Below are 25,265 nucleotides of genomic sequence, written 5' to 3' on the forward strand. Positions count from 1 at the left end.
GTGATGACTCGATCGGAGTCGTCCTCTGTTCTCCCGGCAAAAGTCAACTATCGCAGCGCTGTCAAGAAATCGAGCTTCACGCCAGCGACGCCATCGCAATTCTGCATTCCGAGCCGGCCACCGTCACCTATGTCGACGGATTGCTATTCGGTCTTGCCGTACCGCGCGACGCCCTCGCACAGCGCGTGACGAACGTCGAAAGCCGCGCTATGCGGCCGATTTCTCACCGAAGTGAAGCGCTCCGACTTCTCATGGCTTATCTCAAGTCGGCATTTACTGAGAGTGTTCTGGCCACCCCGAAGCTGCGAGATGCGGTCGTGGCTCACATCCACGATCTCCTGGCGCTCACAATCGGCGAGTGCGCTCCCTTGGGCGAGAGCAGTGCGAGCGCTGTCGTGACTGCGCGCCACGGCGCCGCCCTCGATTACATCGAGACACACTTTCAAGAACCAGGGCTCAGCGTCGAGATGGTAGCTCGTTGCCAAGGCATCTCACCTCGCTATCTGCAGCGCCTGATGGCATCATCAGGATCATCGTTCACCGGGCACGTGAATGAGTTACGCCTCCAACGAGCGCTCAAACTGCTGACCGATTCCAGCGCCAGCGCGCGGCTAATTTCCGATATCGCCTTAGAGGTCGGCTTCTCGGATGTTTCGCATTTCAATCGCTTGTTCCGAGCTCGCTTCGGCGATTCGCCGCGTGGCGTTCGTTGCGCCCGAAGGGATCCTAGCTGATCAAGTGGAAGCGGGCGCGTACTTTTCGTCTGTCGAGCCGGCCCAGATCGCCCACGGCTCTGACAGCCTGCTCCTCGTTCTCGACGATGAAGCCGGTCACGCCGTCCTCGACGACCTCGGGCACGGAGCCGGAGCGATAGGCGATCACTGGCGTCCCACAGGCCATCGCCTCGATCATGACGAGGCCGAAAGGCTCCGGCCAATCGATCGGAAACACCAGGGCCGCGGCCTCTGCGAGGAACGGCTGCTTCTTCACCTCATCCGCCTCGCCGACGAGCTGGAGCGCCCGACCGTCGATGTGGGGCTCAAGTTGCTTCTTGAAGTAGCCCGTCTCGCCGCGCGGAATCTTGGCGGCGATGCGCAAGGGCATTCCGGCGGCGCGCGCGACGCGGATGGCGTCCTGGGGGCCCTTTTCCGCGGTCAGGCGGCCGAGGAACGCCAAATAGGATCCTTGATCGAAAGACGGGCGAAAGTTGTTCGATGGCAGTCCGTGCTGGATCGTGGCGATCCAATTCGCCTCAGGCAACGGCAGACGCTGATGGTCCGATATCGACACGAAGCCCGCGCCGGGAAACTGCCGCAGCACCTCGGAAAGGCCCGGCAGGTCGAGCCGGCCATGCATGGTGGTTACGAAGGGCACGCCGAGCCGACTGAGCAGCGCAAGGGGCAGCCAGTCGATGTGAGCGTGGATCTCGATCTCGGCGCTCGCGCGCGACACCGGGCTGTCACCGCAGCAGATCAGGCTGAACCTGTACTATCTGGAGCGGCTGGGCGAAGTCTCGGTCCGCCAGGGACAGGCCAAGGCGAACGCAGTCGAGCCCCGTCCGAAGAAGCCACGCGGTCGCGCGGCGCACAAGATCAAGGCGAACGCGAAAAAGCTCAACGGGCAAGCGCGCACGAATGGCCACAAGCAAAGCCGGGCGGCGGCTTGATGAAGATCGAGCAACCGGAGATACGCCGCCTCATTGCCGATTGGTTTCAGAAGAATGCTCTCTGCGAGAGCTGGCTGATGCACCTAAAGCACCATGACGTTCCGCCCCCTCAAGCGATCGAGGAGCGGTTTGTTTAGAAGGTTATCGCGACCAAGTCGGCGGCTCGGACGGGCACGTGAAGGAGGGCGCCGATGCAGTTCATGCTTGGGATGCTGGTCGGCTGCATGATCGGAGGAACAATCGGCGCGATCGTGGTCGGGGCCTGTGCAATGGCGGCAAAGGCCGACGAAGACGACCTCAGGCGTCGGTCGCGCGGGAAGCAAGAAGTACCGGAATGTCGAATTCTCTGAAGACGAGATGCTCTGCATGATCCCCGGCGAAAGCGGCTCGGACGGCCCCCTGAAGCAGAAGCCCGATGAAGCATTTCATGCTCGGGATGCTGGTCGGAGCAACGGTCGGCCCGATCGTGACCGAGGCCTGCGCGATGGCGGCGAGGACGGTCGCGAGACCTCGTCGTCGTACACGGCAAGCATTTCGAGCTGGCTAGCGAGCGCGCTGAGGCTTCGCGAGATGTTTTTCAGCAGGGTGGCTTTGTTGGGCGCCAGCCCAGGAGCCGCCGCCTGTGCGCGGTAAGCCTTAGCCCACTTTCGGTACGCGCGTGCGCTAAGCATGTTGGCCCTGACCCTTGGCCGGATCAAAATGCCATAGCGGGAACCACGGGTCTTTACAAATTGTAGCAAGGCAATGCGCGGACATTTCAAAATTCGCAAAACCGGCGTCTACTGGTAGCCCGTTCTTCCTGGGGACCCGACGAAGCCGCTGGAACGCCAAGAGTACGAGGTGACATTAGACGACCACACGAGCCTGTTGAGCCCATCACCGATGTCGAGCGCGAGGTCGGGCATCGCCTGCAGGCGCTCAGGATCGCGCGCGGGCTCCGCCGCGCCGAGCTGGCGAGCCGCCTCGACACCACCGAGGCCGAGGTCATCGCTTGGGAGACGGCGAGCGAGGTGACTTGAGTCGATGAGCTGACCGACATCTGCAAGGTCCTGCAGATCACGCCAGGCACGCTGCTCGGCTGGGAGACCAAACAGTAAAAGCCAAACTTCACCGCCGATATGAGCAAGCAATGATCAGGAAAAACCAGCGCATCGAGACCCTGCGCGACGCCTTCGCCAAGGCGGCGACGGCGAACGACCCCGAAGCTATGCAGCTCGTCGGCCGCGAGCTGCTCGACGAGTACGACCAGCAGCCGAAGCTGAGCAAGTTCCACCAAGACCATCGCACCATCGTCGCGGGCATGCTGATCACGCTGATGGCGATGGAGAAGCTGAAACAGGATGGCAGCTACGACCGGATGTCGCCGGAGGAGCGCGAGCGGCTGCCGCTCGACCTGGGCCTCGTGGCCATTGATATGTTGCTGAAGAAAAAGCAGCACGGATGATCACCGAAGTCCTCACCCGCTGGTCGAGGGAGCGGCTGCGGAAGGGTGCAAGCAAGCGCAACCGATGTACGGGGTAGCGCAACCGGCTCCCATCCTGCTTTGCCATGACCGACCTGACCCAGCGCCGAAGCGAAAACGATCAACACGAAACCTGGCACATCTATTCCGCCGACGTCCGCATAGGGACGATCGGAATCCGCGCTGGCGTGCCGATAAGCGCTGATCAATGGCCTGACGTCTTGGGTTTTATCCAGGCATGGAGCCCAGCACGCAGCGCTCGGGCTCGGCTTCAACATTCGACCAAGCCCGCGCCGCATTCGAGCGGGCATCGCAGCAGGTGGAGCCGACGCTTCGCGAGGACGATTTTGGCGACGCGACCGCGATTTCCACGCATGGAAGCGCCGCATGCAAGCTGAGGGTGCCGACGCAAAACTCCAACGGCTGGTCGAGGTGCTTCTGCGGCGAGCCGATCCCGATTGCGTACGAGGTGCACATCTACACCGTTCACCGGTCGGCGCATGAACAAACACGTCGAGAAACGCCCCTTCGCCGAGCCCGAAGCCGCCGCGCGCAAACTTAGTTCCACCAGCTCAAGTAGAGCATCACAAGCCTCCGGGAAAACTCGGCAGTCGGCTGAGAAAAATCCGCAGGACCAGAGGCATTGCCAAGCCTCCGGGAAAACTAGGAACCCGGCCCGGCAGTGCAAGTTGGTGCGGCATGCCAAGGTTTTACTTCGACTACCGCAGTCCGGCCGTCGTTATTGATCATGAGGGTATCGATCTTGCGGACCTTAAGGCCGTCGAACGGTTAGCGCGCGAATTATTAGGAGAAACCATCATTTTTGGTGCTGGCACAGGACCTATCGAAGTCGAGGCAAGAGACGAGTTTGGCCCAATACTGCGCGTGACCGCTACGATAGAGGTCAAAAGGCGCACCGAACACGGCGGCCGAACGTGATCGCGCTTCGGAAGCGACCATTCTTTTCCTGACAGGTGCGGGAACATAGCGTAGGCACCGCAGTGCGCAGGTTCGATTGATCTACATCAACCTCCTGCGCGGAGAGAGCCGCAATCTCGCGAGCGGGGCTTAAGGACTTCATAGAAGGGTTTCTGTCATGCTCCGCTATATTCTCGCTCCTCTTGCCGCTTTCGTTTTGCTCATCGCCTGCTTGATCCCCGATGATGCCGAGGCTCGGCGCGGCGGAGGTGCCTATCGGGGTGGCGGCGGTTACCGCGGCGGTGCGGTCGCAGTTCGAGGACCGCGGGGCGGCGGCGCTGTTGCAGTGCGCGGCGCAGGCTACCGGGGCTACGGCTATCGGGGCGGCTATCGCGGCTACGGCTATCGGGGCTACGGTGTCGGAGCGGCAGCGGTAGGCGCGGCTGCCGTTGGCGCTGCTGCGTACCGCCGCAGTTGCTACGATGCGTACGGAAACTATATTTGCGCCTATTAATACGCGACGCGCGATAGCGCGGCCCCAGAGCGAGCCCACGGCGTGTATCGGCGTCGGGTCGGCCTTGAGGTCGGGGGCGTCGGCCATCAGGCTGCCGAGCCGCAGGTAGATTGCTTCTGCCGTCAATGGGTCTGTCATATCCGTTCCGCGCTGAAATCAGCGGGAGTGTATTTATATGCCGATCGGTAGACAAAGGGCTGCATGAGCGCCATGGCGGTCAGCCCGCCTCACTCCGGCAAATCCTTGCAGAGCTTGATCACGATCATGACTGTCGAGCCGACTGCAATTACCACCGCGCAGACAAACGGCAACTCCTGGAGCACGCCGACAAGGGCCGCTCGAACACGGAACGATCTTTTCAATTGCGCGAAGCGCAAGCCTGCCACACCCATCGGACATCTCCGTTTGGCCCCCAGCAGCAGCGGTCTGATACTCAGCGCGCGAAATGAGGCCCGGCTATTGCCGCTTTGCTGTTCCCTACATCAAGGTGAACAAACCGTTGCGAAGCCGTGGGTCGGTTCACTTTTGAACTTAGGTGATCCACACTCGCGGCATTTCGCGCATGCGACCCGAACGATGTCGAACAGACAGATGCTATACGGTGACGGCAGCAATCTCTCTTTCGTCACGGATATTCCAGAGCAGCGCGGAGCGCACCGACGTGAGTGGGCAAAGTACAGTGCGCCTGCTGACGTCGAGCGAAGAGCGGCTCGCCGGACATAGGAACGACGGATGACAGGGAGCGTTTGCGTCGGCTGGCCATTGCACGGGCCAGTAAAGGGCGCCCCGACCCACATTTCCCCCAGCCCTTGTGGGGGGCCGTTCCAATCCGTGGCGCATAACGCCCATCACCGCAGCCGATCTTGACGCCCTTGCCGGGCCCCTGTTGGATTGATGCTCCGGCTCGGTGGAGTGGTGTTATGCGTTCTTCCCCGTCAATTGTTCCTGGCTTCGACCGGGACATCTATCTTGTGCTCAATGATTTCGGCGGCATATTGCCGAGGCGCTGCAACAGCGGTGCTCCGTGCGCGGCGAGGTCCCGCCATCACTTGAGGCGTTCCTCGAAACCCACGGGCGCGGGGCCACCGTCCAACTATCCCTGCTCTGAGCAGCCATGACCCCTTTCGGCCTGGTCATCGTCGCGGTCATCGTCACGCTGTTTGTCGTCGCGTTGGCGACGCCCGCCGGACGGGTCGCCTTAATCGGTCGCGCCCGCGGGATGGTCCTCATGCTGGTCTGGCTCGCACTGCTCGCGCTGCTCGGTACCATGTGGGCGCGGCTCGGCTGGTAATTGGCCTACTTCCTATTCCGGTGGCCTTGCGCACCCGTCTGATGGCCCGCACCGTAACTGGAACGACGAGACGGCGCGTGCATTGGCGTCCATGGATGATAGTAAGTGGATCGCCATCATGGTCTCGTCGATGCTGCTCCTGGTGGGCGCGGCCGCAGTGCTGGTGTCACGGCCCGAGCTGCTCGGCGCGGTGAGGTGAAGAGCCGGTTCGCGCGCGGCATGGTCGTCATGCTGGGCTGGCTCGCCCTGCTCGTGCTGCTTGGTGCCCTGTGGGCGCGGCTCGGCTGGTAATTGGCCTACTTCCTATTTGCTAGCTGGTCTGGCTCGCCGCCCACAAGAACGCCATACCATTCCGAAAGAGAAACAAGTTCCGCCACGTCTTCGCTTTAGGGGGCGGTGCGTTTGTTCCAATTGCTCGGCCGCCTACTTAACGGTGGCGCATTGGGGCCGAAAGCCGAACATCTCGTACATACTACGAATTTTGGATCGATGTTGCTGTTGATTCAAACCTCCGAACCGCCGCAGAAAGGGCAGGGCCGCAGCGGTTGCACAGAAACAGGGAATCCGCGCAGTGGATCGATAGCTGCGCTGTCGCTTGGCTTCCTCGGCGTCTTAACGCGAGCGTTTAGACAGACAGTATTTCTGAGCCGATGTCGACGACCTCGACGAAAAGATGACCGACGTCGCTATTGAAGCCGATGAAGTCCCACTTGGCGCCGTCGCCTTGGCAGGTAGCGCCGGCGAAGCGTGCCGCCTGCCACTCGGGATGTTTCGTGCTTGAGCGCACAAGGACCCAATAGAAGCGACCTGGAATCAACTGTGCGACGTCAGTCATGGAATCACTTGCAGACCCCTCGCTCACGCTGCCGCGCGACGCTCGGCCCAGCGCAGACGCATGGGCTTGCCGCCCGGCGGGTTGCGCGGACCGTTCCCGTCTAGCGCGCGTAGCGCTTCTAGAATTTCGTCGATATGAACAGGCGCCTTTAGTCCGTCCGGCGAGCGTAACGCTGGACAGGACGCGATCGCCGAGGCGTCAGAAGCCCATGACGCGAGGATGGCCCGCTTCTCGGCCAGACTCAAATTCGGGTCAGCGACGACCTCGCGCGGATGCGAGAACACCGTGCCGGGGTGAAGAAGAGCATTTAAATCGAAGACGTTTATCGTGTGTGGGCGTCGTCCGCATGGCTAAAGCTCTACCCATCATAAGACGCATTAGGGTGGCCGCGCGGGAGCACCCGCGCGGGCGGCGATCGGAACCAGGCCGCGGGTTGGTCAGGCGGCCTTGCCTTCGATCTGCTTGACCTGCCCGGCGCTTGCGCCCGCGATGGCGATGCGCCGCGGCTTCATGGCCTCGGGAATCTCGCGTTGAAGCTCGATGACCAACAGACTATTCTCGAAGTGCGCGCCCTTGACCTCAACGTGGTCAACCAGGGTGAACTGGCGCTTGAATGACCGTGTCGACATTCCGCGATGCAGGAAGGTCTTCTCGTCCTTCTCGGCCTTATGGCCTTCCAACGTCAGGACATTCTGCTCCACCGTAAGGCCCACCTCGTCCGGTGTGAATCCGGCGAGCGCCACCGAGATTTGGAAGCGGTTCTCGTCGAGCCGCTCGATGTTATAGGGGGGATAGGTCTCTTCGGCGGTCCGTTGGACCTCGTCGAGAACGTCAAACAGGTGGTCGAACCCAATGGTCGACCTCCACAGGGGAGTCCAATAATACCTCATAGCCAAATCCTCCAAAGAGCAAGCTGGGTACGAGCTGGCACCGGACACCTTCCCGGCGCCCGCCTTGATTGCGGGGCCCCGAAGGCGCCCCGGCCGCCACGTCTGCGGCGTCCAAAAAATCTGTCACGAGCAAAAACGTTTCAAGAGGATGACGAAAAACATTTAGCGCTCTAAACGGGCGGTCTGGTCTAGCGTTGTTGTCGTGAAGGTTACATCCGCTTCTCTGCGGTCGATTGCCGCCTGGGTTCGAAATCAGCGGTGGACGCCAAGTTGGATCGGTGTCCGGTCTGCCTGACAGCCGACATGACACGCGCTCAATCGACCTGCGGCTAAGGGCCACAACCCGACTACCCACCTCGGCGACGATATGGGGCTTTGCTTGGTCCGCAGGTGTACCATCGGCCGACCCGGCCCGCGATAGCTGAGGCGCAGCCTATCCCGTTCCTGCTCAGCAGGTCCCACTTTACATTATCAAAGGGAATGTAAGCGTTGTTGTTGTACCCGCGTCGCCGCTGGTCTGGTTGACGGTACCGCCAATTTGTCTCGCCAGAGAGGTAATCAGCTTAAGGCCCGACCCGTTTTTGTTCGGATGTTGAATGCCGCGACCGTTGTCGGTCACTGTCAATCGGGCCTCGCCGTAGCCGACGCCTCCCACCAAACTTACGCTGATCCTGCCTCCCTCTGCACCGAACGCATGCTTGATGCTGTTCATCGCAGTCTCATTCAAAATGAGGCCAACCGGGAGGGCCCGGTCGATCGCCAATTCGAGCTCATCGCATTCGACGTCGACTTCAACCTCATCCACCTGATTGCGGATCGCGCTGCAAAGAGCCCGGATGTAATGGGAAAGTCTAACGATCTGCCCTTCTTGGCGAGGGGCAAGCTGATCATGTGCGAGCGAGATGGCGTTGATGCGGCTGGCCACGTGGTCCAGAGCGCGGTGTGATTCTGGATCAAGATAGCGGCGCTTCTGGATGGAAATCGAGGACAGGACGAGTTGAAAATTGTTCTTGACCCGATGTTGCATCTCTCGAAGCAAGATCTGCCCCTTTTTAGCTTCCGCGACCGCAGCCATAAGGCTTGCATGTTCGTCCGGTCGCGCACCGCGACGCAGCACAGCACCTATCAGCGCGGCGGCGGCGGTCAGAAACTCGGTCGTATCCTGGGAGAAGTCTCTCGGCTTTGTACTGTCCACCTCCAGCACGCCCCATGCGGCGCCGCCGATGAGGATCGGGACGTTGCTGACAGCCACAATGCTGTGCTCCGCCAAGAACTCGGAACAAACAAATTCGTTCTGCTCGGCGAAATCTCTGATGCTGACAGGCTCGGCCGTTTGGAAAGCGCGGCCAGGCGGCGAGCGGAGGTCGGCCGACAGCGTGGCGGTGCGGACGGCACCATCCTTCCAGCCGACTCCCGCAATCAACAGAAGATCGGACGTGTCTGGACGATATTGAAGCACCTTAACATGGTCGATTTCCACGGCTCGGGCAATTTGCAGCACGGCTTGGTCCAAGAAGCGTTCTGTTCCGGCCTCTTCAACCGAAAGACGACCGATATCGACCAAAATGCGGATATGGCGCCGGAGTTTGTCCAGCACATCGCCCTCAGTGTGTTCGGCCGGGTGGTCCTCCATTCGTTTCTAACATCGGGCCTCATGAATTGTGCCTAAGCGCGAGACCGTACAATAGGAACGAAACAGGGAACCTCCGCTCCAATGCGGGTTTGGTTCTCCCGACAAAACAGCGAGAGCGAAAATGGAAAACAGTGGCGTCGGAATGCTACTCGGCGATACCTCAGTGACGGCACTCTGGATGATGTTTATCGGCGCCTTCATCTTGGGTGGCACAATTCTCTATGGCGTCATAAAGACGGGAAGGATGCGCCGCAGCGAGCGTGCGCAGCTCGATCGAAACACAGAGATGGCGCAGCGCCGGGACGACCCGGAGAAAAGAGCCGCTCGTTAAGCGATCGGCGCGTCGACCGGTCAAATGTAAGATTTAGGAACTTAGGCCGGAATGGCGCTGGGGCGTCTACACATATTTCCGCGATGTCCGCTTATTCCCTAACAGCCGCACGGAAGCGGACAATGCGCGAGGTCCGAAGTACAGGCTTAAAAGATTGTTCTCCAAAACGCTCGAACGCTAACGCCCGCAATGGGTCACAACCGACCGTCGAAGCGAGCGCGGGTCCACGTCCGCTCTACCAGCGATAGACGTATGACAACAGGATCAGCGGGGTTCGGTTCAGGGCCACTTCCGGACACGGCGCGACTGATTGGCCTCGATGAGCCGGTCACCCCTTCCATGCAGGATCCTAACGCACGCAAGGCGCGGCGGCATCGCCCCTTTCGAAATCCGCGTTTGCGTCCATCCTTTTCCGCAGCGGGTACGGCTTCAGTTATCGTCCCGGCAGAGCCGTGAGCTCTCGGGGGCGCTTGATGCGCCAGAACGGATATGCCGCCAATTCTTTCGAATGCTGCCCGAACATATCGACCCGTCTGCTTGTAAACTCCGTAATGACGCCGAAAAATTCAGTTGGTGACCTGATCGTCGCAAGTCTCAGGCCGAATTCAAAAGCAAATTGCGCGTTGGCCTCGGCTATCTCAAGAAGCTTCCCTTGATACGCCTGCATGTTTGCCGTCGCTAAAGCAAAGCCTTTCGTTAGATCGCTATCCGTCATTCTCTGACTGAGGTCATTTGGTAAGGCATCCACCCGAGGCTCAATGATAGGAACCTCGTGTTTAGGATCATGAAGCTCAGGAGGCGGTTCAATCGAGACTGCCGCAACAGAGCGAAGTAAATTCTCTTTCGGGCTTCTAACAATGCTCTGCTTGTTCCGTTGGGCCCGCGCGGTCATTTTCGGATTCCGGGCGCGCTTCGGCGCCGTCGCCGGTTTGCGTTTGCTCATCTGACGCTCCAAGAAAATGGGGGTGCGACCACAACGGTCATTTCTGAAAGGACAACAGGCTTTGTGACGTGGCGTTCCAAACCCGTGCATTGTTGAAGTTCCGCATGAACTGAGATCAATCGCACGTTCTGCGCTGTCGACGATGAGTTTAGGTAGCAACTCCAACCAACAAACGTCTAACTGGCGATCTTCCTGACCACTGCTCAACGGCGTCAGTCTGAGAACAATCAGCCCTCCGCTCGTTGTGCTCTCTGCGGCGACTACACAGGCGTTCATCTTTCGCGAGACTTTCTTGAAGCGAACCTTCGGCCATTGATAAGCCGTATCGCTGGAGCAAGTTGAATGCTCTAGCACTAACAGTATTACTAGCAGTTCGTGGTGGACGCTTTGCGAGAGGAAGAGTACGAGGTCATCCATGTGGCTGACGGCGAAAAGGCATTGGCGTGGCACGGGCGGCGAATCACCGACGTTCTCATCACGGACGTCAAGCTGCCCGGAGGCATCGACGGATGGCAGATCGCCGAACATTGCCGGGCGACGCTTTCCGACAGCGCGATGAACTTAGCCAAATTATACCAGCAGACGCATCTGATCAGTTCGTTGAAGGCTTTCGCGAAGGCGTGTTGAACGTCTGGCACGGAGCTTAGGCTTCGCACAGGGCGGGGCAGCGAGCGTACGCCGGGGCCCGCTCACCGATATTGTGCCTGCCATTAGTTTTGCAGCAACGGCCCGTTAACCCCAACGTCCATCATAGCCGCTCTCCTTAAGCCGATCGTGCAGTTCGGTGTAGATCTCTTTCAAAGTTTCGTGACGTCGTTCGAGAGAGACACGAAGAGGTCGACGTCTGTTCCGGACTTGTTTTCTGTCCCCTTGGCAAATGAGCCGCTTGGGTGCTCCTCGCAACTTGTTTCCAGCCCAATGTGATAGGAGCGGATACAACGCTGCTTGAACTTGTCGGACGGGTGACGTGGACGACGTGTCAACGGCCTGGCGAACCAGTATGGACTGGAGATATTGATCGGCTGTCATGGGAAACCATTGGCAATCAAAGCCTGAGCATACGTCGACGTGTGACGTATTCCTAGTTGTGTCAGGTCGGTTTCTAAACCAGGCAGTGGACAACATGCCGGCAACCACCGAAGTGCCGATCGTCCGCCAGCGTAAGGCTGTAGAAACCGCTAGGCTTGTCGGGGCCATCGGACTTGCCGAACCGCGAAGGAGCATCACGCGCAGCTAAACCTAGGAGGCCCCATGCCGCTCCACTATCCGTTTTCGCTGCTCTGGATCGCCGCTTTCTTCGTGCTGCTTTTTTCGATCGTAACCGGCGTGCTCCGAGGAGCGCCCCGCTACAGCATCAGGCTCTTCTGGTCCGCCATCGGGGCTGCCTTTGCGGCCCAAGCCCTCGATGGGTTTTAGTGGGTATGATCCCGGCGCGCCTCTAGGAACGATCCATCCTTCGAATGCTTGGTGCCTGCCGGGTCGGTCGCGAAACCCGGTGGAGCTAAACAGAACTCGTAGCTCTGGAATGCGGACCCCAGTCATACCCTCGTTTGGCTGGGGTCCGTCCCGACAGTCGCCGCGCCAAAGCATCCCACCTCCGGCGGGTACAGGACGCCATGTCAGTCTTCGACATCGCCAATTTGTGGCCCGCTCAGGCCCTCACGTTCATCTCTTGCGAATCTGCCGCCCGATTGCTTCTGCGATGGCCAACGATTGTTCTTTGTGGCTTGGATGGTCCCAGCTCCGCGGGTCTGATGGATCGAGCGGCCGTATTGACCGCGCCCGGCCTCTTGGGCGCAGGTTCCTTTTAAACAACACGCGCCCGTGAGCCGACTAGCCGCCCCTCCCGACCAACCAGCCACTGCCAACAGGCTCCTGGCGGGGCTCCCGCCTTCCCCCCTGGGGGCTGCCTAATTTGATCACGAACTGCGTTACCCACTTCGAACCTCAGGCCACCGGCACGCCGTAGTAGGCGTTCACGGAGCGCGTGGTGGCGGGGTCGCTCCAATTCCAACTGCTCTCGTCGGCGTATTTGGGGGCGCCGCGGAGCTGGTCCTGGGTAATGCCGGTGACGTAGCCGCCGAGGTTGGTGTCGTACTTCAGCGCCTGCCAGGGCAGCGGATAGTGATCGTCGCCGATGCCGAGCAGGCCGCCGAAGCTCAGCACCGCGTACGATACCTTGCCGCTGACCTTGTCGATCATGACGCGCTCGATGTAGCCGACCTTTTCGCCGTCGGCCCCGTAGACATTCGTGCCCTCGACCTTGTCGCTTCCGATCAGGCTGAAGGTCTCGCGATCTTCCATGGCCATGTTGACCTCCCGGATGTTGTCTTCTGGAGTCAACTGGAGGACGATGGCTCCGTTCCTGGCTGAAAGCCTCGGTGGCCTTGTTTTGGATGATCGGAGTTCGAGGATGGAGCTGACCGATCTGGAGCGCGAATTTTTGAGGAAGCTGCTCGGCGAATCCTAGGTCAGCCCGCCGATGTTCGACCATGAGATCGTGGCACGGCTGGTGGAGCTGGGTCTTGTGGAAACCGAACCGCTTCCATCCGGCGATATCGAATACCGGATTACTGATGCGGGCCGAACGGCGGCCGCGTAACCGCAATTCGGCCAGTTAAGGCTGGATCCCCTCAACTATCTGAACGGCTGCGACCCAAGCGACGCCGGCTCTTATCCGATTCGCAAAGGCGGACCGATCCGGCACCGGCGCCGAGCAACATCTGAAACAGTGCTCGGTTGGCCCTGTATCTGGCGGCAGGGTGCCGCGTCATCGGCTTGCATGCTTCGGACCTCGCATCGCTCCCGCACTAGGGGCTTGAGATTGGAACCGGGGGCCCTTCCCAGTCTTAAAACGAATATTTCCAATCGACGGGAGGAGTGTCATGCCTCGTGGCGACAAGTCCAGTTACACCGACAAGCAGAAGCGCCAGGCCGAGCACATCGAAGAGGGCTATGAACACCGCGGCGTTCCGGAGAAGGAGGCCGAACAGCGCGCCTGGGCGACCGTGAACAAGGAGACCCACGGCGGAAAGAAGAGCGGCTCGGGTCGCGGCACTGAGGAAGATCATTCGCCATCCCGCAAAGGCGGCCGATTGGGCGGCGCCGCGTCTGCCAAGCGGCCGGCATCGGAGCGTTCGAGGTCCGCCAAAAAGGCGGCCAAGACCCGAAAACGACGTGCTGCGTAAGGTCATCGAAAGGAGAGCGAGATGGGCCTCGAAGCCGTCTTTTTCCTTGAAGCGCTCGTACTTCTCACGGCGCTGATCTACGGCGTCCTCAGCTATCGCCACCGAAACCGCGCATTGGATCGCGTAGCCGAAGACGTCACGCGTGGGAGGTATCAAAGAGACGAGACTTAGCGGAATTCCTTCACGACCGCCGACAAAGACATCGTATTCGCCAAGCCGGCATGATTGGCTTTAGTCGATGCTGGCACGTCAAGCCTTCGTCGCCGCGATATCGATCAGCGCTATGCCAAGCTCGGGCTTCTTCTTACGCCTGAGATAGGCTGGCGTGTCCGCCACTACAATCTCGAGCGTCGGTCGGACCTTTCCTTCGAGAAGATGCCCGCCGCGAGTAGTCCCGTCAGCCAATCCCAAGACCACATGCACGTGAAGGCTTGCCTTACCGTCGTCGCCGACGGCAATGTCGCCGATCGCGCTCAGCACCTCGCACTGCTCTGCGATTTCGATCTTCTTATAAGTCTTTTTCTCGAAATCGAACCAGCCAACCGTAGCCCTCTCGAAAGCGCCGATGGCGGTGAGCGACGCCGCCGTGATGCCGGCGTCGTTCGCGAACTTGGTGAGCGTCGTGAACGCTTCCTCCCCGGAATCGAGGATGACGACGCGGGTTTTCGAACCCGCCTCGCCCGATAGTTTGATGCTCTTCATCGTCGTCAGGCCGCGCTGCGCTGGGTGTGTCGACCTTCCTTGACCTCTTCCACAATCTTGGCGCAGAAGGCCTCGAGATCGCCCGGGTTGCGGGAAGTGATGACGCCCTGATCGACGATGACCTCAGCGTCCTCCCACTTCGCTCCTGCGTTCGCTACATCCGTCTTGATCGACTTGAAGGAGGTCATTTTGCGACCTTTCGCGATGCCGGTCTCGATCAGAAGCCAGGGGGCGTGGCAGACGGCCGCGACGATCTTCTTGGCATCGAAGATATCCTTGATGAACTTCAGCGCCTTCGGCTCGACCCGCAGAAGATCCGGATTGATCTGCCCGCCAGGCAATACGATCGCGTCGTAGTCGGCGGCCGATGCCTCGTCGAGCGTCTTGTCGACCTTCACCGGACGTCCCCAATCCTTCTTGTCCCAGCCCTTGATCTCGCCTGCGGCGAGCGAGACGACATCGACCGTCGCGCCAGCCTTCTTCAAGCGCTCCTGCGGCACTTCCAGCTCGGCCTGCTCGAAGCCGTTCGTGGCGAGAATAGCGATCTTTTTGCCGGTCAGATCCATGGGTCCAATCCTTCGTTTCGGGGTTTTGTCCAACAATCGATCGTCTCGAACATCGTTCCTGAAAAGCCGGAACAGTCGAGAATTTGAATCCGAGTGCCGAGACGAAGGTTATGAGGGTTAGAAGCAGGAGCGTCTCGCATGGCCAGCAGGTTCCACGGCAAGGTCGTCATCGTCACAGGAGCAGCTTCCGGCATCGGAGAAGCGACAGCACGCCGCTTCGTTAAAGAGGGCGCGAAGGTGGCCCTGGTCGACCGCGACAAAGCCTCACTGGAAAAGATGGCCAACAGCCTGCCTGCTGACCAGGTAATGGTTCAGGCTGTCGACGTTTCGGATTCGAGTGCCGTCGACCGAATGTTCGCGGCTGTCCTCGACCGCTTCGGCCGGCTGGACGTCATCGTGAATAACGCCGGCGTCCATGAAGGAGGCGACCCGGCTTCCATCACCGATGAGAAATGGCGGACAGTGATGTCGACCGACGTCGATGGCGTGTTCTACGGTTGCCGCGCGGCACTTCCCCATCTCCAAAAGACCAGGGGCTCAATCGTGAACACGGCGTCAGTCTCCGGAACCGGCGGCGACTGGGGCATGAGCCCCTATAACGCGGCGAAGGGCGCCGTGGTCAATCTGACGCGTGCCCTCGCCCTGGACCTCGGCAAGAAGGGCATCCGCGTGAACGCGGTCTGTCCCAGACTCACGCGTACGGGCATGACCGAAGACATGATGGACGACAAGAAGCTGCTGGCGAAGTTTGCCGAGCGGATCCCGTTAGGCCGGGTCTGCGAACCGGAGGAAGTCGCCGCCGTGATCGCGTTCCTCGCGAGCGAAGACGCGAGCTTCATGACCGGTGCCAACGTAGCGGTGGACGGGGGCGTATCCGCCTCCAATGGACAACCGCCGCAAGAATAGCCGCGCAGCGCCGGTCGTCGACCTACTTTGCGAGCGCCGTGTCGTCGAAGCGTGCGTAGATAGTGCTCGGTCCGGGGTACACTTCGACGCACCCCGCCTCTCGCAGCGAGCTTTCGGTGAATCCGCCGCAGAGGACGCCGATGGTCGGGATACCTGCCTTGCCAGCCGCGATGGCGTCGTAGGGCGTGTCGCCGATCGCGACCGCTGCGCCGCCCTCGATGCCGAGCTTCTCCAGCACGACATCGAAGATGTCCGGTGCCGGCTTGGACTCGTCGACGTCTTCGGACGAGGTCGCGACGTCCACCAGACCGACGATTCCTGCAATGGCAAGATACTTCTCCAGTTCGTCCTTCTTGGCGGAGGAAGCGATGGCGATGCGAAGTCCTGCGCCTCGCGCGCGCCGCAAAAGGACCGGAACAGCCGAGAAAGGACGGACGAGCGGTAGATACGCCGACTTGAAGCGCTCGCCGCGCCACTCATCGAGCGTCTTGCCATGGTCCCGTTGCTCGGCCTCAGAGAGAAACACAGGAATGAGCTTGTCTCTGCCCTTCCCGATCTGGCTTCGCGCCTGCTCGAACGTGACGTCGTGGCCGAATTCGACCATCGCCTCCTGCCAGGCGAGCGCGTGCAGGTCGACCGAGTCCAGTAAGGTCCCGTCGAGATCGAAGATGGCGGCTTTGGGCATCGCAAGGTTTCCGGTCCCAGAATGGGGCGCCTAGCGCCGACGCGCGACCCAAAGCCCAAGCAGAAACGCCACAAACAGGGATTGCAGCGGCGCCTTCAAAGTCATCTCGCGCAACTGTTCGGCCCAGCGCATCGCGGCATCCTGCGAATGCGACGGGCGACGGCTCGCGTCCGCCGGGCGGCTCGGCCTCGCTAAGGAGGCCTGCTCTATGCCGCCGTCATTATTCGTCAGCCCGGAAGCTTCCGTCATTGCCGACATTTCTTTCATATCCATGCGGCCCTCCTATGATGGTGTCAGAGCAACCGATCTCCCGACGGCTCGTTCCTACGCAGTCTTCCGCAGAGTAGAAGCGACTGAAGCCTCTCATCCGGAGGACTCAACCCTACACCAAACGCATCTTACACAGAGGTATCTGGGTCGAGCCGAAGCTTCTGACGGAGATCGAGTACCGGGCGAAGTCGGCATAGGGCAAGGTCCGGCACCCCTTATTCAAGGGACTGCGGGAGGACCTGTGATAGATGCCTTCCGCTTTTGGCGATGGGCGGACAAGCCGCTCGAAAAGTGGGCTAACCATCCCCGCTTAGCTCTATCGGGTGGTGATGGAGCTCAGCCTGAAGCATAGGCGAAACCCCGCCACGGTGAACGCAGCGGCGGCACGTCTTCAGGGACCGTCGGACGAGAGCGGAACGCCATCCTACACCGGCCGAATAGAAGAACATCCCGCTCACGCCGCGAACCGATCCGGTAAGCCGCCGCGGAGCTGGTCCAGCGGCCGCTGCTCACGCTCGATCCGGCTCCGATAGAGTTGGCGCTCACTTTCGGTTTTGGCACTCGCCAGCAGGAGGGGCGATAGTGTCCGATGACCTTTTCGCTGCCGCGGATGAGGAGGGAGCTCATGGACGTCGCTCATCGCTCGGCTCCATCCTTGCGGAATCCTGGCGTGTCGGAAGCGCGAATGCGACGGGGGATTCGGCGGCCAGAGCATCGAGCGCTGTCTGCTCCTCGGCGCCGTTCGATGAACTCACGTTCCAGCTCCGATAGCCTGGTCCGTAGCAGGCGTCGGTAGCGGTGGATGTTGTTGCGGTGCGCACGGATGCGGACCAGATCTTCGTCGAGCACCGTCGTCACTCCTGACGGTCGTCATGGTCCTTCGGTGTTTAGAAACCGGGAAGAGAATTCCCCGGCGCAAAAATATTCGGGGCGATACCGGAGTCAAGATTCCGGCGGCGGTCGACACCCAAATCCTTAGCCGGATCAGCCCCAAACGGCGTTTGCGGTGCGCAATGGCCGACAGCTCTGTACCGCGACCGAGCGCCGCATCGATTTTTTTCGGTCCGCCCCTTGAAACGACTTCTCATTTTTCTAATTGATTTTTCGCCGCGAGAGCGGTGTGCCGGGCGCCTTCACGGGTCCGGCGCGGGCGCCGGGCCGGGTATCAGACCCGCTCTGACTCCAGCCTTGCGCTCCTTGTATCCATCTTGCTCTTTGGAGGACTTGGTTATGAGGACCACCTTTGACTTCGCGCCCCTGTGGCGTTCCACCATCGGCTTCGACCACCTGGCCGACCTCGTCGACAGCACGCTCCGCCAGGCGAGCGAAGACCACTATCCCCCGTACAACATCGAACGCACCAGCGAGGACCAATACCGGATCTCGCTCGCCGTCGCCGGCTTCGGAGCCGACGATATCGCCGTGACGGCCGAGCAGAATGCGCTCACGATCGAGGGCAGGAAGCCCGAGGAAGCGGCCGGCGAATACCTGTATCGGGGCATCGCCGCGCGTCCGTTCCGGCGCGTGTTCAACCTGGCCGACTACGTCCAGGTGAAGGAGGCCTCCTTCCGGGACGGACTCCTGATCATCGAGGTGCCGGAAGCGATGAAGCCGCGCCGGATCCAGATCGGAAGCGGCGCCTCTCCGTCGCAGATCGAGCCGAAGAAAGCGGCTTGACGCTTGATTGCGGTTCGACAGCGGAACGCGGCGCGCAAGCGTGGCCGTGCTCGCTGGGTGATGCAACGAAGGAGACAAACCATGGCAGTTCGTGATCTCATTCCCTGGTCTAGAAACCAGGAGCTCGCGCCGGCGCGCGGCACCCACGATCCGTTCATGACGCTTCATCGCGAAATGAACCGATTGTTCGACGATGTCTTCCGCGGCTTCGGCGGGACGGGTCTGTCGCCGCTCATGGAATTCGGCTGGCCCAAGATCGAGCTCAGTGAAACCGACAAGACGCTGACGATCTCGGCCGAGCTTCCCGGCATGACGGAGAACGACGTCCAGATCGAAATCGCCAACGGGGTGCTGACCATCCGCGGCGAGAAAAAGAGCGAGCGCAAGGACGAAGGCAGATACTTCACCGAGCGCTACTACGGCTCGTTCCAGCGGCAGATCGCGCTCGAGGACGTCGCGGAGGACAAGGCCGAGGCCTCGTTCAAGAACGGCGTCCTGACGATCTCGGTACCCAAGTCCGAGAACCCGCGCGCGGGCGTCAAGCGCATCGCGATCAACTCGCAGTAAAGACCATCACGGGCGGCGGTCTCCGCCGCCCGAACTCACCGAAACCCGTCCCGACGAAAGGAGCGTAAAGGGAGGCAACCGATGACCGATGCCAACACGAACGCAGGCAATCTTCATCCCCTCTTCCACCCGGCCGCGCACTATGCGTCTCCGGAGGATGTCCTGAAGGATAACGAGATATCCGCGCCGGAGAAGCGGATCATCCTGTCGTCCTGGGCGTCCGACATGTTCGCGGTCGAATCCTGTCCCGCGCTACGCGAGATTCCCGGCATGGACCACACGATCCGGCTCGGGGACATCCTCGCCGCGCTGCGGCAGCTCGACGGCGACGACGATCCGCCGCCCCCCGGGGGCGTGCCGATGCGGCTGCGGCGGCCCTGGGCCGCCGCCTCGCGAAGGTCCGCATGATGCTCACGCAGGTCGTCGTGACGATGGTCCTGCTGGGGCATGCTTCGGCGGCGTGGGCCATTCCGTTCATTGCTTTCATCACCGAGTTGGGAAACCGGCCCGCGCAGCGAGCGTAGGGAGTCTCCGGCGCTATTCCCGCGCGCATCCAGTCACTGCCCGGTGCCGCGAGGCGGGCCTTGATCCTGCGGGCCCCGCACGCTCCATGGCACCGAAATACCGACGGTGCTTCGCGCAGACCTCTACGCGGTCGCAGCGCTGGTGGCGGCTGTCATCGTGGTGATCGGCCATATGCTGCAGCTGCCTGTCCCCGCCGTGACGACGGTCGCGCTGTTGTCGTGCTTCTCCGACGATGGCTTCTGGCGGCCGGACGTACGCATGCCTTTTCAGATCGGCGAAGGCGAGACGGTGCTCATGCACTATACCGGCCTCGTGCAGCAAACAGATACTTTCAAACAAGCAGCCGAAGCAAATCAACCAACAGAAGGACCAGTATATGCGCCTGACGATGCATTTTGATACAGGTGCCGAGCGCGACCGCTGGCTCAATACGTTCGTCGCTAAGGGCCGTTTGCTCGGGACCGGCTGCATCGAATACGCCGTCTATCGCATCACGTAAGGGGCGGACGACCGAGAGCCGTACGCATCCTTTCTCTCGCTGACTGCGCGCCGATGTCATGACCTTTATGGACCTGATGCGCGTTAGTCCGTTGGTGGCCGTTCGAGACATGCCGGTTCAATCTGACGATGTCCGCTTATCCGGTCAGACTGGAAGTCATCACCTCAGAGGCAAACCGACGCGAATGACTCGATTCGGACATCGTGTGCCACTCACTCGATCAGTTCGGGATACCGAGGCTTGGCTTGCCGGTCGGGGGGCCGAGTTCTGAAACCAGTGCCCGTGGTTACGGATTGACCAAAAGATCACTCGGTTGCGCTTGTCGCGCGTTTCAGAGTCACCACAGCAGTACCTCCACCGGATGCCGGTGTAGGATTCTTATACGTGAGCTCATCGCCGTTGATCGCGATGAAACGCTTCTGATTTGTATTGTCCCACGCGGGAAAGCTGCCGCCGATAATATGTAGGGATATTGAATGTTCTGATTCATTGACTTTGTAGTCGCCAAACATCGCGATTAGCCCCTCCAGAGCGGCTTTGCTTTCCCCGGCAGTCGGAAAGTCGCGGCGGGCAAATTTTGGTCGTCGCGGACGCATGAGATTGATTGAGAAGTGATCTGCTGCATCGAACATGAAATATCCTTTCGGATCGGAACCAAATACTTCGGTTGTTTTCCCGGTCTTTTCCTTCACGTTTACAAATGAAATGACGCTCCAAGTGCCTACAAGCTGCTGTTTGAGTGGCTCTGCGGCTCCCGCGGATAACGTGGCGCACGTAAGAGCTGCGGCTATCGGAATTGACAATAGTGCTTTCATGGTGCTCCCTCCGGTTTTCAGGAACGTTCCATCTATGACGGGTGCTGGGCTGGCCGCCCACCTTAGTCAGAGCCTCGAAATCATTGTATGGGGCACTCGTCAGTCAATGGGGCAATTCATCCCACAATACCGCATCCACGCCCAGTACTGGATTGACCACACCCAGACGTGGGCATGCGTTCGAAAAAGGCAATCGGCCAAAACGCTCTACGAGCCACTGCCAAGTGGGCCACGATAATGTCGGCGATGCCGCGGAAGCCGTCGAGCGAGAAGGCCGGGCCTGTGGGGCAAGACAGGACAGCGGTCGTCGGAGCGTTGGCGTGCCGAGCGTTACTTGATGGTTGAGACCGACCATCTTCCATCATGACCTTCGATGGAGATCCGAAGCCCGTGCCAGCCAAACTGAGGAAAGTCGATTGACTCGCTTTGTTTTTACGACAGCGGACGAGATCCATGACGGATTGAAAAATGCAATAGCGGTGTACAATCAGCGACAAGATCGACGAACGAAAGCCACTACCGGACCCCTCCTCTACACCGTTTCAAGCTTGTTGGCTCTGTGTGAGCTTTCGTATCATCAGATCGAAAGCTGTCACGTGAACGGGTTTACACTCCGCACCCAATAGACAACAGATCATTGTTACCGTTTGTAAATCACGAGCGTCCCCCGATCCTCTACTGGGTAAACTGTGAGGGCTTCGTGTACTTTACGCGCAAGTCGAGCTTCATTCGGTGAAGGTATAAGTCACCTACGTGGGCCATCCTATGCGTCGTCGCGACTAAACTTGGCAGCTGCGCTCAGATTATCAATCCGCGCGCACCAAAAACCTAAGTATCTCCGATGTGACTTCCATCAGAAATACTCCGCTCATGTCGAGCGCCACTGAGAAAAAGATCATATCGAGAGTTTTTCTTCTTCTCGATGCGCTTTCCATGCGCATCTTAGGCGGACGGGCTCCAGCGTAGCGCGGGTCTTGAGGCGCTCAAATATGTTTATTACCCAGCTGAACAATACGGAAACGCGCCCTTAATTCGCCCCAAAAATTGAATTTAATTTTAACGGGAGGCATCCCCTAGCGTCGATGTTCTACCGGCGATCCGCACACCCAACAAAAGCGTGTGCTCATCTTAACCGCAACCTCCGATCGAGTCGAGTTGACCATCGCGTCCGCTGACCAAGGAGAGTTTCGATGAGCGAACGACACAAAGGGGCAATTGGACGGCGGCAGCTGCTGCGCACCGGAATGATGGGCATCATCGCGACAGCTGCAGCAAGCGCTTTGGAAGTCGACACCGCCGCCGTTGCCGAGACTGAAACCGACACCGAGAAGCGCAAGGCGCGATTTCAGCCAGACTCGGCGGAGGTTCAGAATTTCTATCGGGTGAACCGCTACCCTAAGCGTTGAGGGAGGCCCCCGTGCTGATAAAAAGATCAGACCGTCAGCCGCACCAAGGGAGAATTGGTTTTGGGCTGGCAAAGGAGTCGTCAGAGAAGGGACTTGATCGTCGTTCATTCCTGCGCCGCGCAGGCCTCGTCGCGGGCAGTTTGGCCGCGATTGGCGATCTGCCGCTGGGCAGCATTCGTCAGGCTGAGGCAGGCCCGCCGCCGCCTCCCGGGGCGGCCGTCACAACCCGGAAGAATGTTTGCACGCATTGTTCGGTCGGCTGTTCGGTGATCGCCAAGGTCGCGAATGGCGTGTGGATCGGCCAGGAGCCGGACTATGGCAGCCCGATCAATCGCGGCTCACATTGCTGCAAAGGGGCAGCGGTGCGAGACGACGTGTCGAGCGACCGCCGCTTGCGTTACCCGCAAAAGCTCGTCGACGGTCGATGGCAACGGCTCTCCTGGGGTCAGGCTATCGAAGAGATCGGCGACAAGCTTTTGGAGATCCGCCAGAAGGCCGGTCCGGATTCGGTCTACTGGCTCGGCTCGGCCAAGTTCACGAACGAAGCGGCCTACCTTAACCGCAAACTCGCGGCCTTCTGGGGAACGAACAATTCCGATCACCAGGCGCGCATCTGTCACTCCACCACCGTCACCGGGGTCGCCAATACCTGGGGCTATGGTGCGATGACCAACAGCTACAACGACATCCGCAACTCCAAGACCATCCTGTTCATGGGCGGCAATCCAGCCGAGGCGCATCCGGTTTCGCTGCAGCATATTCTTGAAGGCAAGGAGCTGAACCGCGCAAATGTCATCGTCGTCGATCCACGGATGACGCGAACCGCGGCGCACGCGACTGAATATGTCCGCGTACGACCCGGAGTCCACATCGCAACCATCTATGGAATGCTATGGCACATTTTCGAGAATGGCTGGGAGGATAAGGCATTCATCCACCAGCGCGTTTACGGTATCGAGGATATCCGCAAGGAAGTCGCGAAATGGACTCCTGACGAAGTTGAACGCGTCACCGGCTTACCAGAAGCTCAAGTCAAGCACATCGCCGAGACCTTTGCGAACGAGAAACCCGCGACACTCATCTGGGCGATGGGCCAGACACAATTCGCCACTGGAACAGCGAACGTACGGGCGAGTTGCATCCTACTGCTCGCTACCGGCAACGTCGGCTATGCCGGTGGAGGCGCCAACATTTTCCGCGGTCATACCAATGTGCAGGGTGCTACCGATCTCGGCCTCGATGTGACAACGCTTCCTCTTTACTACGGTCTTTCCGAAGAGGCGTGGCAGCATTGGTGCCGCGTATGGGAGGTCGACATCGACTGGATGCGCGCCCGCTTCGCGAATAAAACGCTGATGGAAACTCCGGGAATTCCAAGCACACGCTGGTTCGATGCCACGCTGCTGCCGAAGGATCAGGTCAGCCAGCCAGACACGTTGCGCGCGATGTTCGTGATGGGACATGGCGTCAACACGATCACCAGAATGCCGGAAGCAACGCGCGGAATGGAGAAGCTCGATCTTCTGGTCGTGTGCGATCCATATCCAACGGCTTGGTCGGTGCTCTCGGAGCGGAAGAACGGCACATATTTGCTGCCCGCTTGCACAAGCTTCGAGATGGACGGCTCGCGTACAGCGTCCAACCGCTCCCTCCAGTGGGGCGAGCAGATCGTACCGCCAGTCTTCGAATCGAAGAATGACTACGACGTGATGTACATGCTCGCGAAGAAGTTTGGTTTTTCTGATCGCATGTTCAAGAACATCAAGGTGGAGAACGACGCCGTATCTGCCGAAGACATTCTGCGCGAGATCAATCGCGGCGGCTGGTCGACCGGATATTGCGGACAGTCGCCCGAGCGACTCAAAGCCCACATGAAGAACCAGGCGAAATTCGATCTGGTGACCCTGCGGGCGCCGAAGGACGATCCAGAAGTTGGTGGAGACTATTACGGGTTACCTTGGCCATGCTGGGGGACGCCTGAGTTCAGGCATCCCGGCAGTGCGATCCTTTACAACACTAATTTAAGCGTAAAAGACGGTGGCGGTACGTTCCGCGCACGTTTTGGCATCGAGCGCGTGGTCAAGCGCAAGGTGATGGAAAACGGGCAAGAGGTGGAGAAGGAGGAGCATGACAATTTGCTCTCCGATGGCTCCTACTCGGTCGGCTCGGAAATCAAGGATGGATATCCTGAGTTCACTCTTGGTGTCCTCAAGAAGCTTGGCTGGGACAAAGACCTCACCCCCGCGGAAATGCAAATCATCCAGCTAGTAAACGCAGCCAATCCCGATGTCGTGGCCTGGTCGACCGACCTTTCCGGCGGCATCCAGCGTGTAGCGATTGAGCATGGCTGCAACCCTTGCGGTAACGGCAAGGCGCGTATGAACGCCTGGAATTTGCCGGATCCCATCCCGGTACACCGCGAAGTCATTTTCACGTCACGGCCGGATCTGTTCGACAAGTATCCGACGCGTCCGGACGCGCGGCAATTCCGCGTTCCGAACATCGGCTTTTCCGTTCAGAAGTCCGCTGTCGACAGAGGGATCATCAACCAGTTTCCGCTCATCCTGAGTTCCGGCCGGCTTGTCGAATACGAAGGCGGTGGCGAAGAAACGCGCTCTAACAGGTGGCTCGCCGAATTGAAGCAGGACATGTACGTCGAGATCAATCCGGCGGACGCATCTGAGCGCGGCATCAAGGAGGGTGGATGGGTTTGGGTCACGGGCGCTGAAAGCAATTCCAAAACGCGGGTGAAGGCACTGGTGACCGAGCGTATCGGAAAGGGCGTCGCGTGGATGCCCTACCACTTTGCCGGCTGGTACGAAGGCACTGATCTCCGCAGCAAGTACCCCAAGGGAAGCGATCCCATCGTGCTCGGCGAAAGCGTTAACACGCTTACGACCTACGGCTATGACCCCGCAACGGGCATGCAGGAACCCAAGGCCACGCTCTGCCAGATTAAAGCGGCATGAGAGGACG

The 25,265-nt window shown here is 60.0% G+C and carries 33 protein-coding genes and 2 pseudogenes; 21 read left to right on the forward strand and 14 right to left on the reverse strand.

What is annotated here, in order from left to right:
- On the forward strand, positions 1 to 734 hold a 734-nt coding region (locus AC0L3X_RS40840; protein WP_473317381.1), incomplete at its 5' end, for a helix-turn-helix transcriptional regulator.
- Between the two features lie 7 nt (positions 735 to 741).
- On the opposite strand, the pseudogene AC0L3X_RS40845 reads toward AC0L3X_RS40840, so the two are convergent.
- Positions 742 to 1,425, reverse strand: a pseudogene (locus AC0L3X_RS40845) (glycosyltransferase family 4 protein); the annotation flags it as partial.
- A gap of 432 nt (positions 1,426 to 1,857) precedes the next feature.
- Between AC0L3X_RS40845 and AC0L3X_RS40850 the strand changes: the two are divergent.
- From AC0L3X_RS40850 to AC0L3X_RS40865, 4 genes are all read left to right on the forward strand, one after another.
- Positions 1,858 to 2,016 carry a hypothetical protein gene (locus AC0L3X_RS40850; RefSeq protein ID WP_155258054.1) on the forward strand — a complete coding sequence of 53 codons (159 nt, stop codon included), beginning with the start codon at positions 1,858 to 1,860 and terminating at the stop codon, positions 2,014 to 2,016.
- Between the two features lie 678 nt (positions 2,017 to 2,694).
- On the forward strand, positions 2,695 to 2,763 hold the full coding sequence (locus AC0L3X_RS40855) for a hypothetical protein (protein ID WP_375338066.1): 69 nt from the start codon (positions 2,695 to 2,697) through the stop codon (positions 2,761 to 2,763).
- A gap of 32 nt (positions 2,764 to 2,795) precedes the next feature.
- The gene (locus AC0L3X_RS40860; RefSeq protein WP_085398606.1) at positions 2,796 to 3,110 is read left to right on the forward strand and encodes a hypothetical protein; all 315 of its coding nucleotides are present in this window, start codon (positions 2,796 to 2,798) and stop codon (positions 3,108 to 3,110) included.
- A 717-nt stretch (positions 3,111 to 3,827) separates the two neighbouring features.
- On the forward strand, positions 3,828 to 4,067 hold the full coding sequence (locus tag AC0L3X_RS40865) for a DUF6894 family protein (RefSeq protein WP_456679799.1): 240 nt from the start codon (positions 3,828 to 3,830) through the stop codon (positions 4,065 to 4,067).
- Here AC0L3X_RS40865 and AC0L3X_RS40870 read toward each other — a convergent pair.
- Both AC0L3X_RS40870 and AC0L3X_RS40875 read right to left on the reverse strand, forming a co-directional pair.
- Complete coding sequence (locus tag AC0L3X_RS40870) at positions 4,033 to 4,698, reverse strand: hypothetical protein (protein ID WP_161495736.1); 666 nt, start codon at positions 4,696 to 4,698, stop codon at positions 4,033 to 4,035. The genes AC0L3X_RS40865 and AC0L3X_RS40870 overlap by 35 nt on opposite strands.
- A gap of 89 nt (positions 4,699 to 4,787) precedes the next feature.
- Positions 4,788 to 4,952, reverse strand: a complete 165-nt coding sequence (locus AC0L3X_RS40875) for a hypothetical protein (RefSeq protein ID WP_201266101.1) — start codon at positions 4,950 to 4,952, stop codon at positions 4,788 to 4,790.
- A gap of 722 nt (positions 4,953 to 5,674) precedes the next feature.
- Between AC0L3X_RS40875 and AC0L3X_RS40880 the strand changes: the two genes are divergently transcribed.
- Positions 5,675 to 5,851 carry a hypothetical protein gene (locus AC0L3X_RS40880; RefSeq protein ID WP_161495737.1) on the forward strand — a complete coding sequence of 59 codons (177 nt, stop codon included), beginning with the start codon at positions 5,675 to 5,677 and terminating at the stop codon, positions 5,849 to 5,851.
- Positions 5,852 to 6,476: 625 nt separating this feature from the next.
- Here the strand turns inward: AC0L3X_RS40880 and AC0L3X_RS40885 are convergent.
- From AC0L3X_RS40885 to AC0L3X_RS40900, 4 genes are all read right to left on the reverse strand, one after another.
- Positions 6,477 to 6,686 (reverse strand): hypothetical protein, encoded by a 210-nt coding sequence (locus tag AC0L3X_RS40885; RefSeq protein ID WP_085398609.1) that lies wholly within the window; start codon positions 6,684 to 6,686, stop codon positions 6,477 to 6,479.
- Positions 6,687 to 6,709: 23 nt separating this feature from the next.
- Positions 6,710 to 7,012 carry a hypothetical protein gene (locus tag AC0L3X_RS40890; protein WP_085398610.1) on the reverse strand — a complete coding sequence of 101 codons (303 nt, stop codon included), beginning with the start codon at positions 7,010 to 7,012 and terminating at the stop codon, positions 6,710 to 6,712.
- 111 nt (positions 7,013 to 7,123) lie between these two features.
- The gene (locus tag AC0L3X_RS40895; protein ID WP_354100598.1) at positions 7,124 to 7,576 is read right to left on the reverse strand and encodes an Hsp20 family protein; all 453 of its coding nucleotides are present in this window, start codon (positions 7,574 to 7,576) and stop codon (positions 7,124 to 7,126) included.
- A gap of 463 nt (positions 7,577 to 8,039) precedes the next feature.
- A complete protein-coding gene (locus AC0L3X_RS40900) occupies positions 8,040 to 9,173 on the reverse strand; it encodes a sensor histidine kinase (protein WP_354100597.1) in 1,134 nt (377 codons plus the stop codon).
- A gap of 157 nt (positions 9,174 to 9,330) precedes the next feature.
- Here AC0L3X_RS40900 and AC0L3X_RS40905 point away from each other — a divergent pair, with 157 nt between their 5' ends.
- The gene (locus tag AC0L3X_RS40905; RefSeq protein ID WP_085398613.1) at positions 9,331 to 9,540 is read left to right on the forward strand and encodes a hypothetical protein; all 210 of its coding nucleotides are present in this window, start codon (positions 9,331 to 9,333) and stop codon (positions 9,538 to 9,540) included.
- Positions 9,541 to 9,973: 433 nt separating this feature from the next.
- On the opposite strand, the gene AC0L3X_RS40910 is transcribed toward AC0L3X_RS40905, so the two are convergent.
- The gene (locus tag AC0L3X_RS40910) at positions 9,974 to 10,483 is read right to left on the reverse strand and encodes a phasin family protein (protein WP_231145627.1); all 510 of its coding nucleotides are present in this window, start codon (positions 10,481 to 10,483) and stop codon (positions 9,974 to 9,976) included.
- A 378-nt stretch (positions 10,484 to 10,861) separates the two neighbouring features.
- Here AC0L3X_RS40910 and AC0L3X_RS40915 point away from each other — a divergent pair, with 378 nt between their 5' ends.
- On the forward strand, positions 10,862 to 11,110 hold the full coding sequence (locus tag AC0L3X_RS40915) for a response regulator (protein ID WP_231145628.1): 249 nt from the start codon (positions 10,862 to 10,864) through the stop codon (positions 11,108 to 11,110).
- Positions 11,111 to 11,734: 624 nt separating this feature from the next.
- Positions 11,735 to 11,899: a hypothetical protein gene (locus tag AC0L3X_RS40920; protein WP_161495738.1), complete on the forward strand. Its 165-nt coding sequence runs from the start codon at positions 11,735 to 11,737 to the stop codon at positions 11,897 to 11,899.
- A 531-nt stretch (positions 11,900 to 12,430) separates the two neighbouring features.
- Here the strand turns inward: AC0L3X_RS40920 and AC0L3X_RS40925 are convergent.
- On the reverse strand, positions 12,431 to 12,793 hold the full coding sequence (locus tag AC0L3X_RS40925) for a PRC-barrel domain-containing protein (RefSeq protein ID WP_027574697.1): 363 nt from the start codon (positions 12,791 to 12,793) through the stop codon (positions 12,431 to 12,433).
- Between AC0L3X_RS40925 and AC0L3X_RS40930 the strand changes: the two genes are divergently transcribed.
- The 3 genes from AC0L3X_RS40930 to AC0L3X_RS40940 all read left to right on the forward strand — a co-directional run bounded on the left by AC0L3X_RS40930 (position 12,786) and on the right by AC0L3X_RS40940 (position 13,842).
- Positions 12,786 to 12,953, forward strand: coding sequence for a hypothetical protein (locus AC0L3X_RS40930; protein WP_161495739.1), 168 nt, complete (start codon positions 12,786 to 12,788; stop codon positions 12,951 to 12,953). The two genes, AC0L3X_RS40925 and AC0L3X_RS40930, sit on opposite strands and share 8 nt — an antisense overlap.
- Positions 12,954 to 13,368: 415 nt before the next feature.
- Entirely contained in the window at positions 13,369 to 13,671 is a 303-nt protein-coding gene (locus AC0L3X_RS40935; protein WP_473317387.1) for a plasmid stabilization protein, read from the forward strand.
- A 21-nt stretch (positions 13,672 to 13,692) separates the two neighbouring features.
- Entirely contained in the window at positions 13,693 to 13,842 is a 150-nt protein-coding gene (locus tag AC0L3X_RS40940) for a hypothetical protein (RefSeq protein WP_231145631.1), read from the forward strand.
- A gap of 78 nt (positions 13,843 to 13,920) precedes the next feature.
- On the opposite strand, the gene AC0L3X_RS40945 is transcribed toward AC0L3X_RS40940, so the two are convergent.
- Together AC0L3X_RS40945 and AC0L3X_RS40950 are read right to left on the reverse strand one after the other, a co-directional pair.
- Positions 13,921 to 14,373 (reverse strand): PPC domain-containing DNA-binding protein, encoded by a 453-nt coding sequence (locus tag AC0L3X_RS40945; RefSeq protein ID WP_231145632.1) that lies wholly within the window; start codon positions 14,371 to 14,373, stop codon positions 13,921 to 13,923.
- 5 nt (positions 14,374 to 14,378) lie between these two features.
- Positions 14,379 to 14,939, reverse strand: coding sequence for a type 1 glutamine amidotransferase domain-containing protein (locus AC0L3X_RS40950; protein ID WP_354099090.1), 561 nt, complete (start codon positions 14,937 to 14,939; stop codon positions 14,379 to 14,381).
- A 138-nt stretch (positions 14,940 to 15,077) separates the two neighbouring features.
- Here AC0L3X_RS40950 and budC point away from each other — a divergent pair, with 138 nt between their 5' ends.
- Entirely contained in the window at positions 15,078 to 15,845 is a 768-nt protein-coding gene (budC, locus tag AC0L3X_RS40955; protein WP_354100596.1) for a meso-2,3-butanediol dehydrogenase, read from the forward strand.
- Between the two features lie 22 nt (positions 15,846 to 15,867).
- On the opposite strand, the gene AC0L3X_RS40960 is transcribed toward budC, so the two are convergent.
- The gene (locus AC0L3X_RS40960; RefSeq protein WP_354099084.1) at positions 15,868 to 16,530 is read right to left on the reverse strand and encodes an HAD family hydrolase; all 663 of its coding nucleotides are present in this window, start codon (positions 16,528 to 16,530) and stop codon (positions 15,868 to 15,870) included.
- A gap of 30 nt (positions 16,531 to 16,560) precedes the next feature.
- Positions 16,561 to 16,803, reverse strand: a complete 243-nt coding sequence (locus AC0L3X_RS40965; RefSeq protein WP_354099083.1) for a hypothetical protein — start codon at positions 16,801 to 16,803, stop codon at positions 16,561 to 16,563.
- Positions 16,804 to 16,877: 74 nt separating this feature from the next.
- On the opposite strand from AC0L3X_RS40965, the pseudogene AC0L3X_RS40970 reads away from it, so the two are divergent.
- The 6 genes and pseudogenes from AC0L3X_RS40970 to AC0L3X_RS40995 all read left to right on the forward strand — a co-directional run.
- Positions 16,878 to 16,997, forward strand: a pseudogene (locus AC0L3X_RS40970) (non-homologous end-joining DNA ligase); the annotation flags it as partial.
- 1,033 nt (positions 16,998 to 18,030) lie between these two features.
- Positions 18,031 to 18,477 carry an Hsp20 family protein gene (locus AC0L3X_RS40975; protein ID WP_354100595.1) on the forward strand — a complete coding sequence of 149 codons (447 nt, stop codon included), beginning with the start codon at positions 18,031 to 18,033 and terminating at the stop codon, positions 18,475 to 18,477.
- 81 nt (positions 18,478 to 18,558) lie between these two features.
- Positions 18,559 to 19,044, forward strand: coding sequence for an Hsp20/alpha crystallin family protein (locus AC0L3X_RS40980; RefSeq protein WP_354099081.1), 486 nt, complete (start codon positions 18,559 to 18,561; stop codon positions 19,042 to 19,044).
- An 81-nt stretch (positions 19,045 to 19,125) separates the two neighbouring features.
- A complete protein-coding gene (locus AC0L3X_RS40985; protein WP_354099080.1) occupies positions 19,126 to 19,452 on the forward strand; it encodes a hypothetical protein in 327 nt (108 codons plus the stop codon).
- A 222-nt stretch (positions 19,453 to 19,674) separates the two neighbouring features.
- Positions 19,675 to 19,968, forward strand: a complete 294-nt coding sequence (locus tag AC0L3X_RS40990) for a hypothetical protein (RefSeq protein WP_354099079.1) — start codon at positions 19,675 to 19,677, stop codon at positions 19,966 to 19,968.
- On the forward strand, positions 19,946 to 20,068 hold the full coding sequence (locus AC0L3X_RS40995) for a DUF3237 domain-containing protein (RefSeq protein ID WP_354099078.1): 123 nt from the start codon (positions 19,946 to 19,948) through the stop codon (positions 20,066 to 20,068). The genes AC0L3X_RS40990 and AC0L3X_RS40995 overlap by 23 nt, the downstream gene beginning before the upstream one ends.
- A 305-nt stretch (positions 20,069 to 20,373) precedes the next feature.
- On the opposite strand, the gene AC0L3X_RS41000 is transcribed toward AC0L3X_RS40995, so the two are convergent.
- Entirely contained in the window at positions 20,374 to 20,883 is a 510-nt protein-coding gene (locus AC0L3X_RS41000; RefSeq protein ID WP_354100594.1) for a lipocalin-like domain-containing protein, read from the reverse strand.
- A 1,190-nt stretch (positions 20,884 to 22,073) separates the two neighbouring features.
- Here AC0L3X_RS41000 and AC0L3X_RS41005 point away from each other — a divergent pair.
- Both AC0L3X_RS41005 and AC0L3X_RS41010 read left to right on the forward strand, forming a co-directional pair.
- Positions 22,074 to 22,289: a formate dehydrogenase gene (locus tag AC0L3X_RS41005; RefSeq protein ID WP_473317388.1), complete on the forward strand. Its 216-nt coding sequence runs from the start codon at positions 22,074 to 22,076 to the stop codon at positions 22,287 to 22,289.
- A gap of 11 nt (positions 22,290 to 22,300) precedes the next feature.
- On the forward strand, positions 22,301 to 25,258 hold the full coding sequence (locus AC0L3X_RS41010; protein ID WP_456679801.1) for a formate dehydrogenase subunit alpha: 2,958 nt from the start codon (positions 22,301 to 22,303) through the stop codon (positions 25,256 to 25,258).
- The last annotated feature ends 7 nt before the right edge of the window (positions 25,259 to 25,265 follow it).

This window comes from Bradyrhizobium sp. MI1.7, assembly GCF_055811795.1.

Coding starts and splice junctions, on each gene's coding strand:
- AC0L3X_RS41000 (WP_354100594.1), bottom strand. CDS start 20,883: ATGAAAGCACTATTGTCAATTCCGATAGCCGCAGCTCTTACGTGCGCC.
- AC0L3X_RS40910 (WP_231145627.1), bottom strand. CDS start 10,483: ATGAGCAAACGCAAACCGGCGACGGCGCCGAAGCGCGCCCGGAATCCG.
- AC0L3X_RS40980 (WP_354099081.1), top strand. CDS start 18,559: ATGGCAGTTCGTGATCTCATTCCCTGGTCTAGAAACCAGGAGCTCGCG.
- AC0L3X_RS40905 (WP_085398613.1), top strand. CDS start 9,331: ATGGAAAACAGTGGCGTCGGAATGCTACTCGGCGATACCTCAGTGACG.
- budC (WP_354100596.1), top strand. CDS start 15,078: ATGGCCAGCAGGTTCCACGGCAAGGTCGTCATCGTCACAGGAGCAGCT.
- AC0L3X_RS40920 (WP_161495738.1), top strand. CDS start 11,735: ATGCCGCTCCACTATCCGTTTTCGCTGCTCTGGATCGCCGCTTTCTTC.
- AC0L3X_RS40965 (WP_354099083.1), bottom strand. CDS start 16,803: ATGGATATGAAAGAAATGTCGGCAATGACGGAAGCTTCCGGGCTGACG.
- AC0L3X_RS40895 (WP_354100598.1), bottom strand. CDS start 7,576: ATGAGGTATTATTGGACTCCCCTGTGGAGGTCGACCATTGGGTTCGAC.
- AC0L3X_RS40940 (WP_231145631.1), top strand. CDS start 13,693: ATGGGCCTCGAAGCCGTCTTTTTCCTTGAAGCGCTCGTACTTCTCACG.
- AC0L3X_RS40870 (WP_161495736.1), bottom strand. CDS start 4,698: ATGACAGACCCATTGACGGCAGAAGCAATCTACCTGCGGCTCGGCAGC.
- AC0L3X_RS40850 (WP_155258054.1), top strand. CDS start 1,858: ATGCAGTTCATGCTTGGGATGCTGGTCGGCTGCATGATCGGAGGAACA.
- AC0L3X_RS40925 (WP_027574697.1), bottom strand. CDS start 12,793: ATGGCCATGGAAGATCGCGAGACCTTCAGCCTGATCGGAAGCGACAAG.
- AC0L3X_RS41005 (WP_473317388.1), top strand. CDS start 22,074: ATGAGCGAACGACACAAAGGGGCAATTGGACGGCGGCAGCTGCTGCGC.
- AC0L3X_RS40960 (WP_354099084.1), bottom strand. CDS start 16,530: ATGCCCAAAGCCGCCATCTTCGATCTCGACGGGACCTTACTGGACTCG.
- AC0L3X_RS40945 (WP_231145632.1), bottom strand. CDS start 14,373: ATGAAGAGCATCAAACTATCGGGCGAGGCGGGTTCGAAAACCCGCGTC.
- AC0L3X_RS40880 (WP_161495737.1), top strand. CDS start 5,675: ATGACCCCTTTCGGCCTGGTCATCGTCGCGGTCATCGTCACGCTGTTT.
- AC0L3X_RS40985 (WP_354099080.1), top strand. CDS start 19,126: ATGACCGATGCCAACACGAACGCAGGCAATCTTCATCCCCTCTTCCAC.
- AC0L3X_RS40865 (WP_456679799.1), top strand. CDS start 3,828: ATGCCAAGGTTTTACTTCGACTACCGCAGTCCGGCCGTCGTTATTGAT.
- AC0L3X_RS40860 (WP_085398606.1), top strand. CDS start 2,796: ATGATCAGGAAAAACCAGCGCATCGAGACCCTGCGCGACGCCTTCGCC.
- AC0L3X_RS40995 (WP_354099078.1), top strand. CDS start 19,946: ATGCGCCTGACGATGCATTTTGATACAGGTGCCGAGCGCGACCGCTGG.
- AC0L3X_RS40930 (WP_161495739.1), top strand. CDS start 12,786: ATGGCCATGTTGACCTCCCGGATGTTGTCTTCTGGAGTCAACTGGAGG.
- AC0L3X_RS40950 (WP_354099090.1), bottom strand. CDS start 14,939: ATGGATCTGACCGGCAAAAAGATCGCTATTCTCGCCACGAACGGCTTC.
- AC0L3X_RS40875 (WP_201266101.1), bottom strand. CDS start 4,952: ATGGGTGTGGCAGGCTTGCGCTTCGCGCAATTGAAAAGATCGTTCCGT.
- AC0L3X_RS40935 (WP_473317387.1), top strand. CDS start 13,369: ATGCCTCGTGGCGACAAGTCCAGTTACACCGACAAGCAGAAGCGCCAG.
- AC0L3X_RS40885 (WP_085398609.1), bottom strand. CDS start 6,686: ATGACTGACGTCGCACAGTTGATTCCAGGTCGCTTCTATTGGGTCCTT.
- AC0L3X_RS40975 (WP_354100595.1), top strand. CDS start 18,031: ATGAGGACCACCTTTGACTTCGCGCCCCTGTGGCGTTCCACCATCGGC.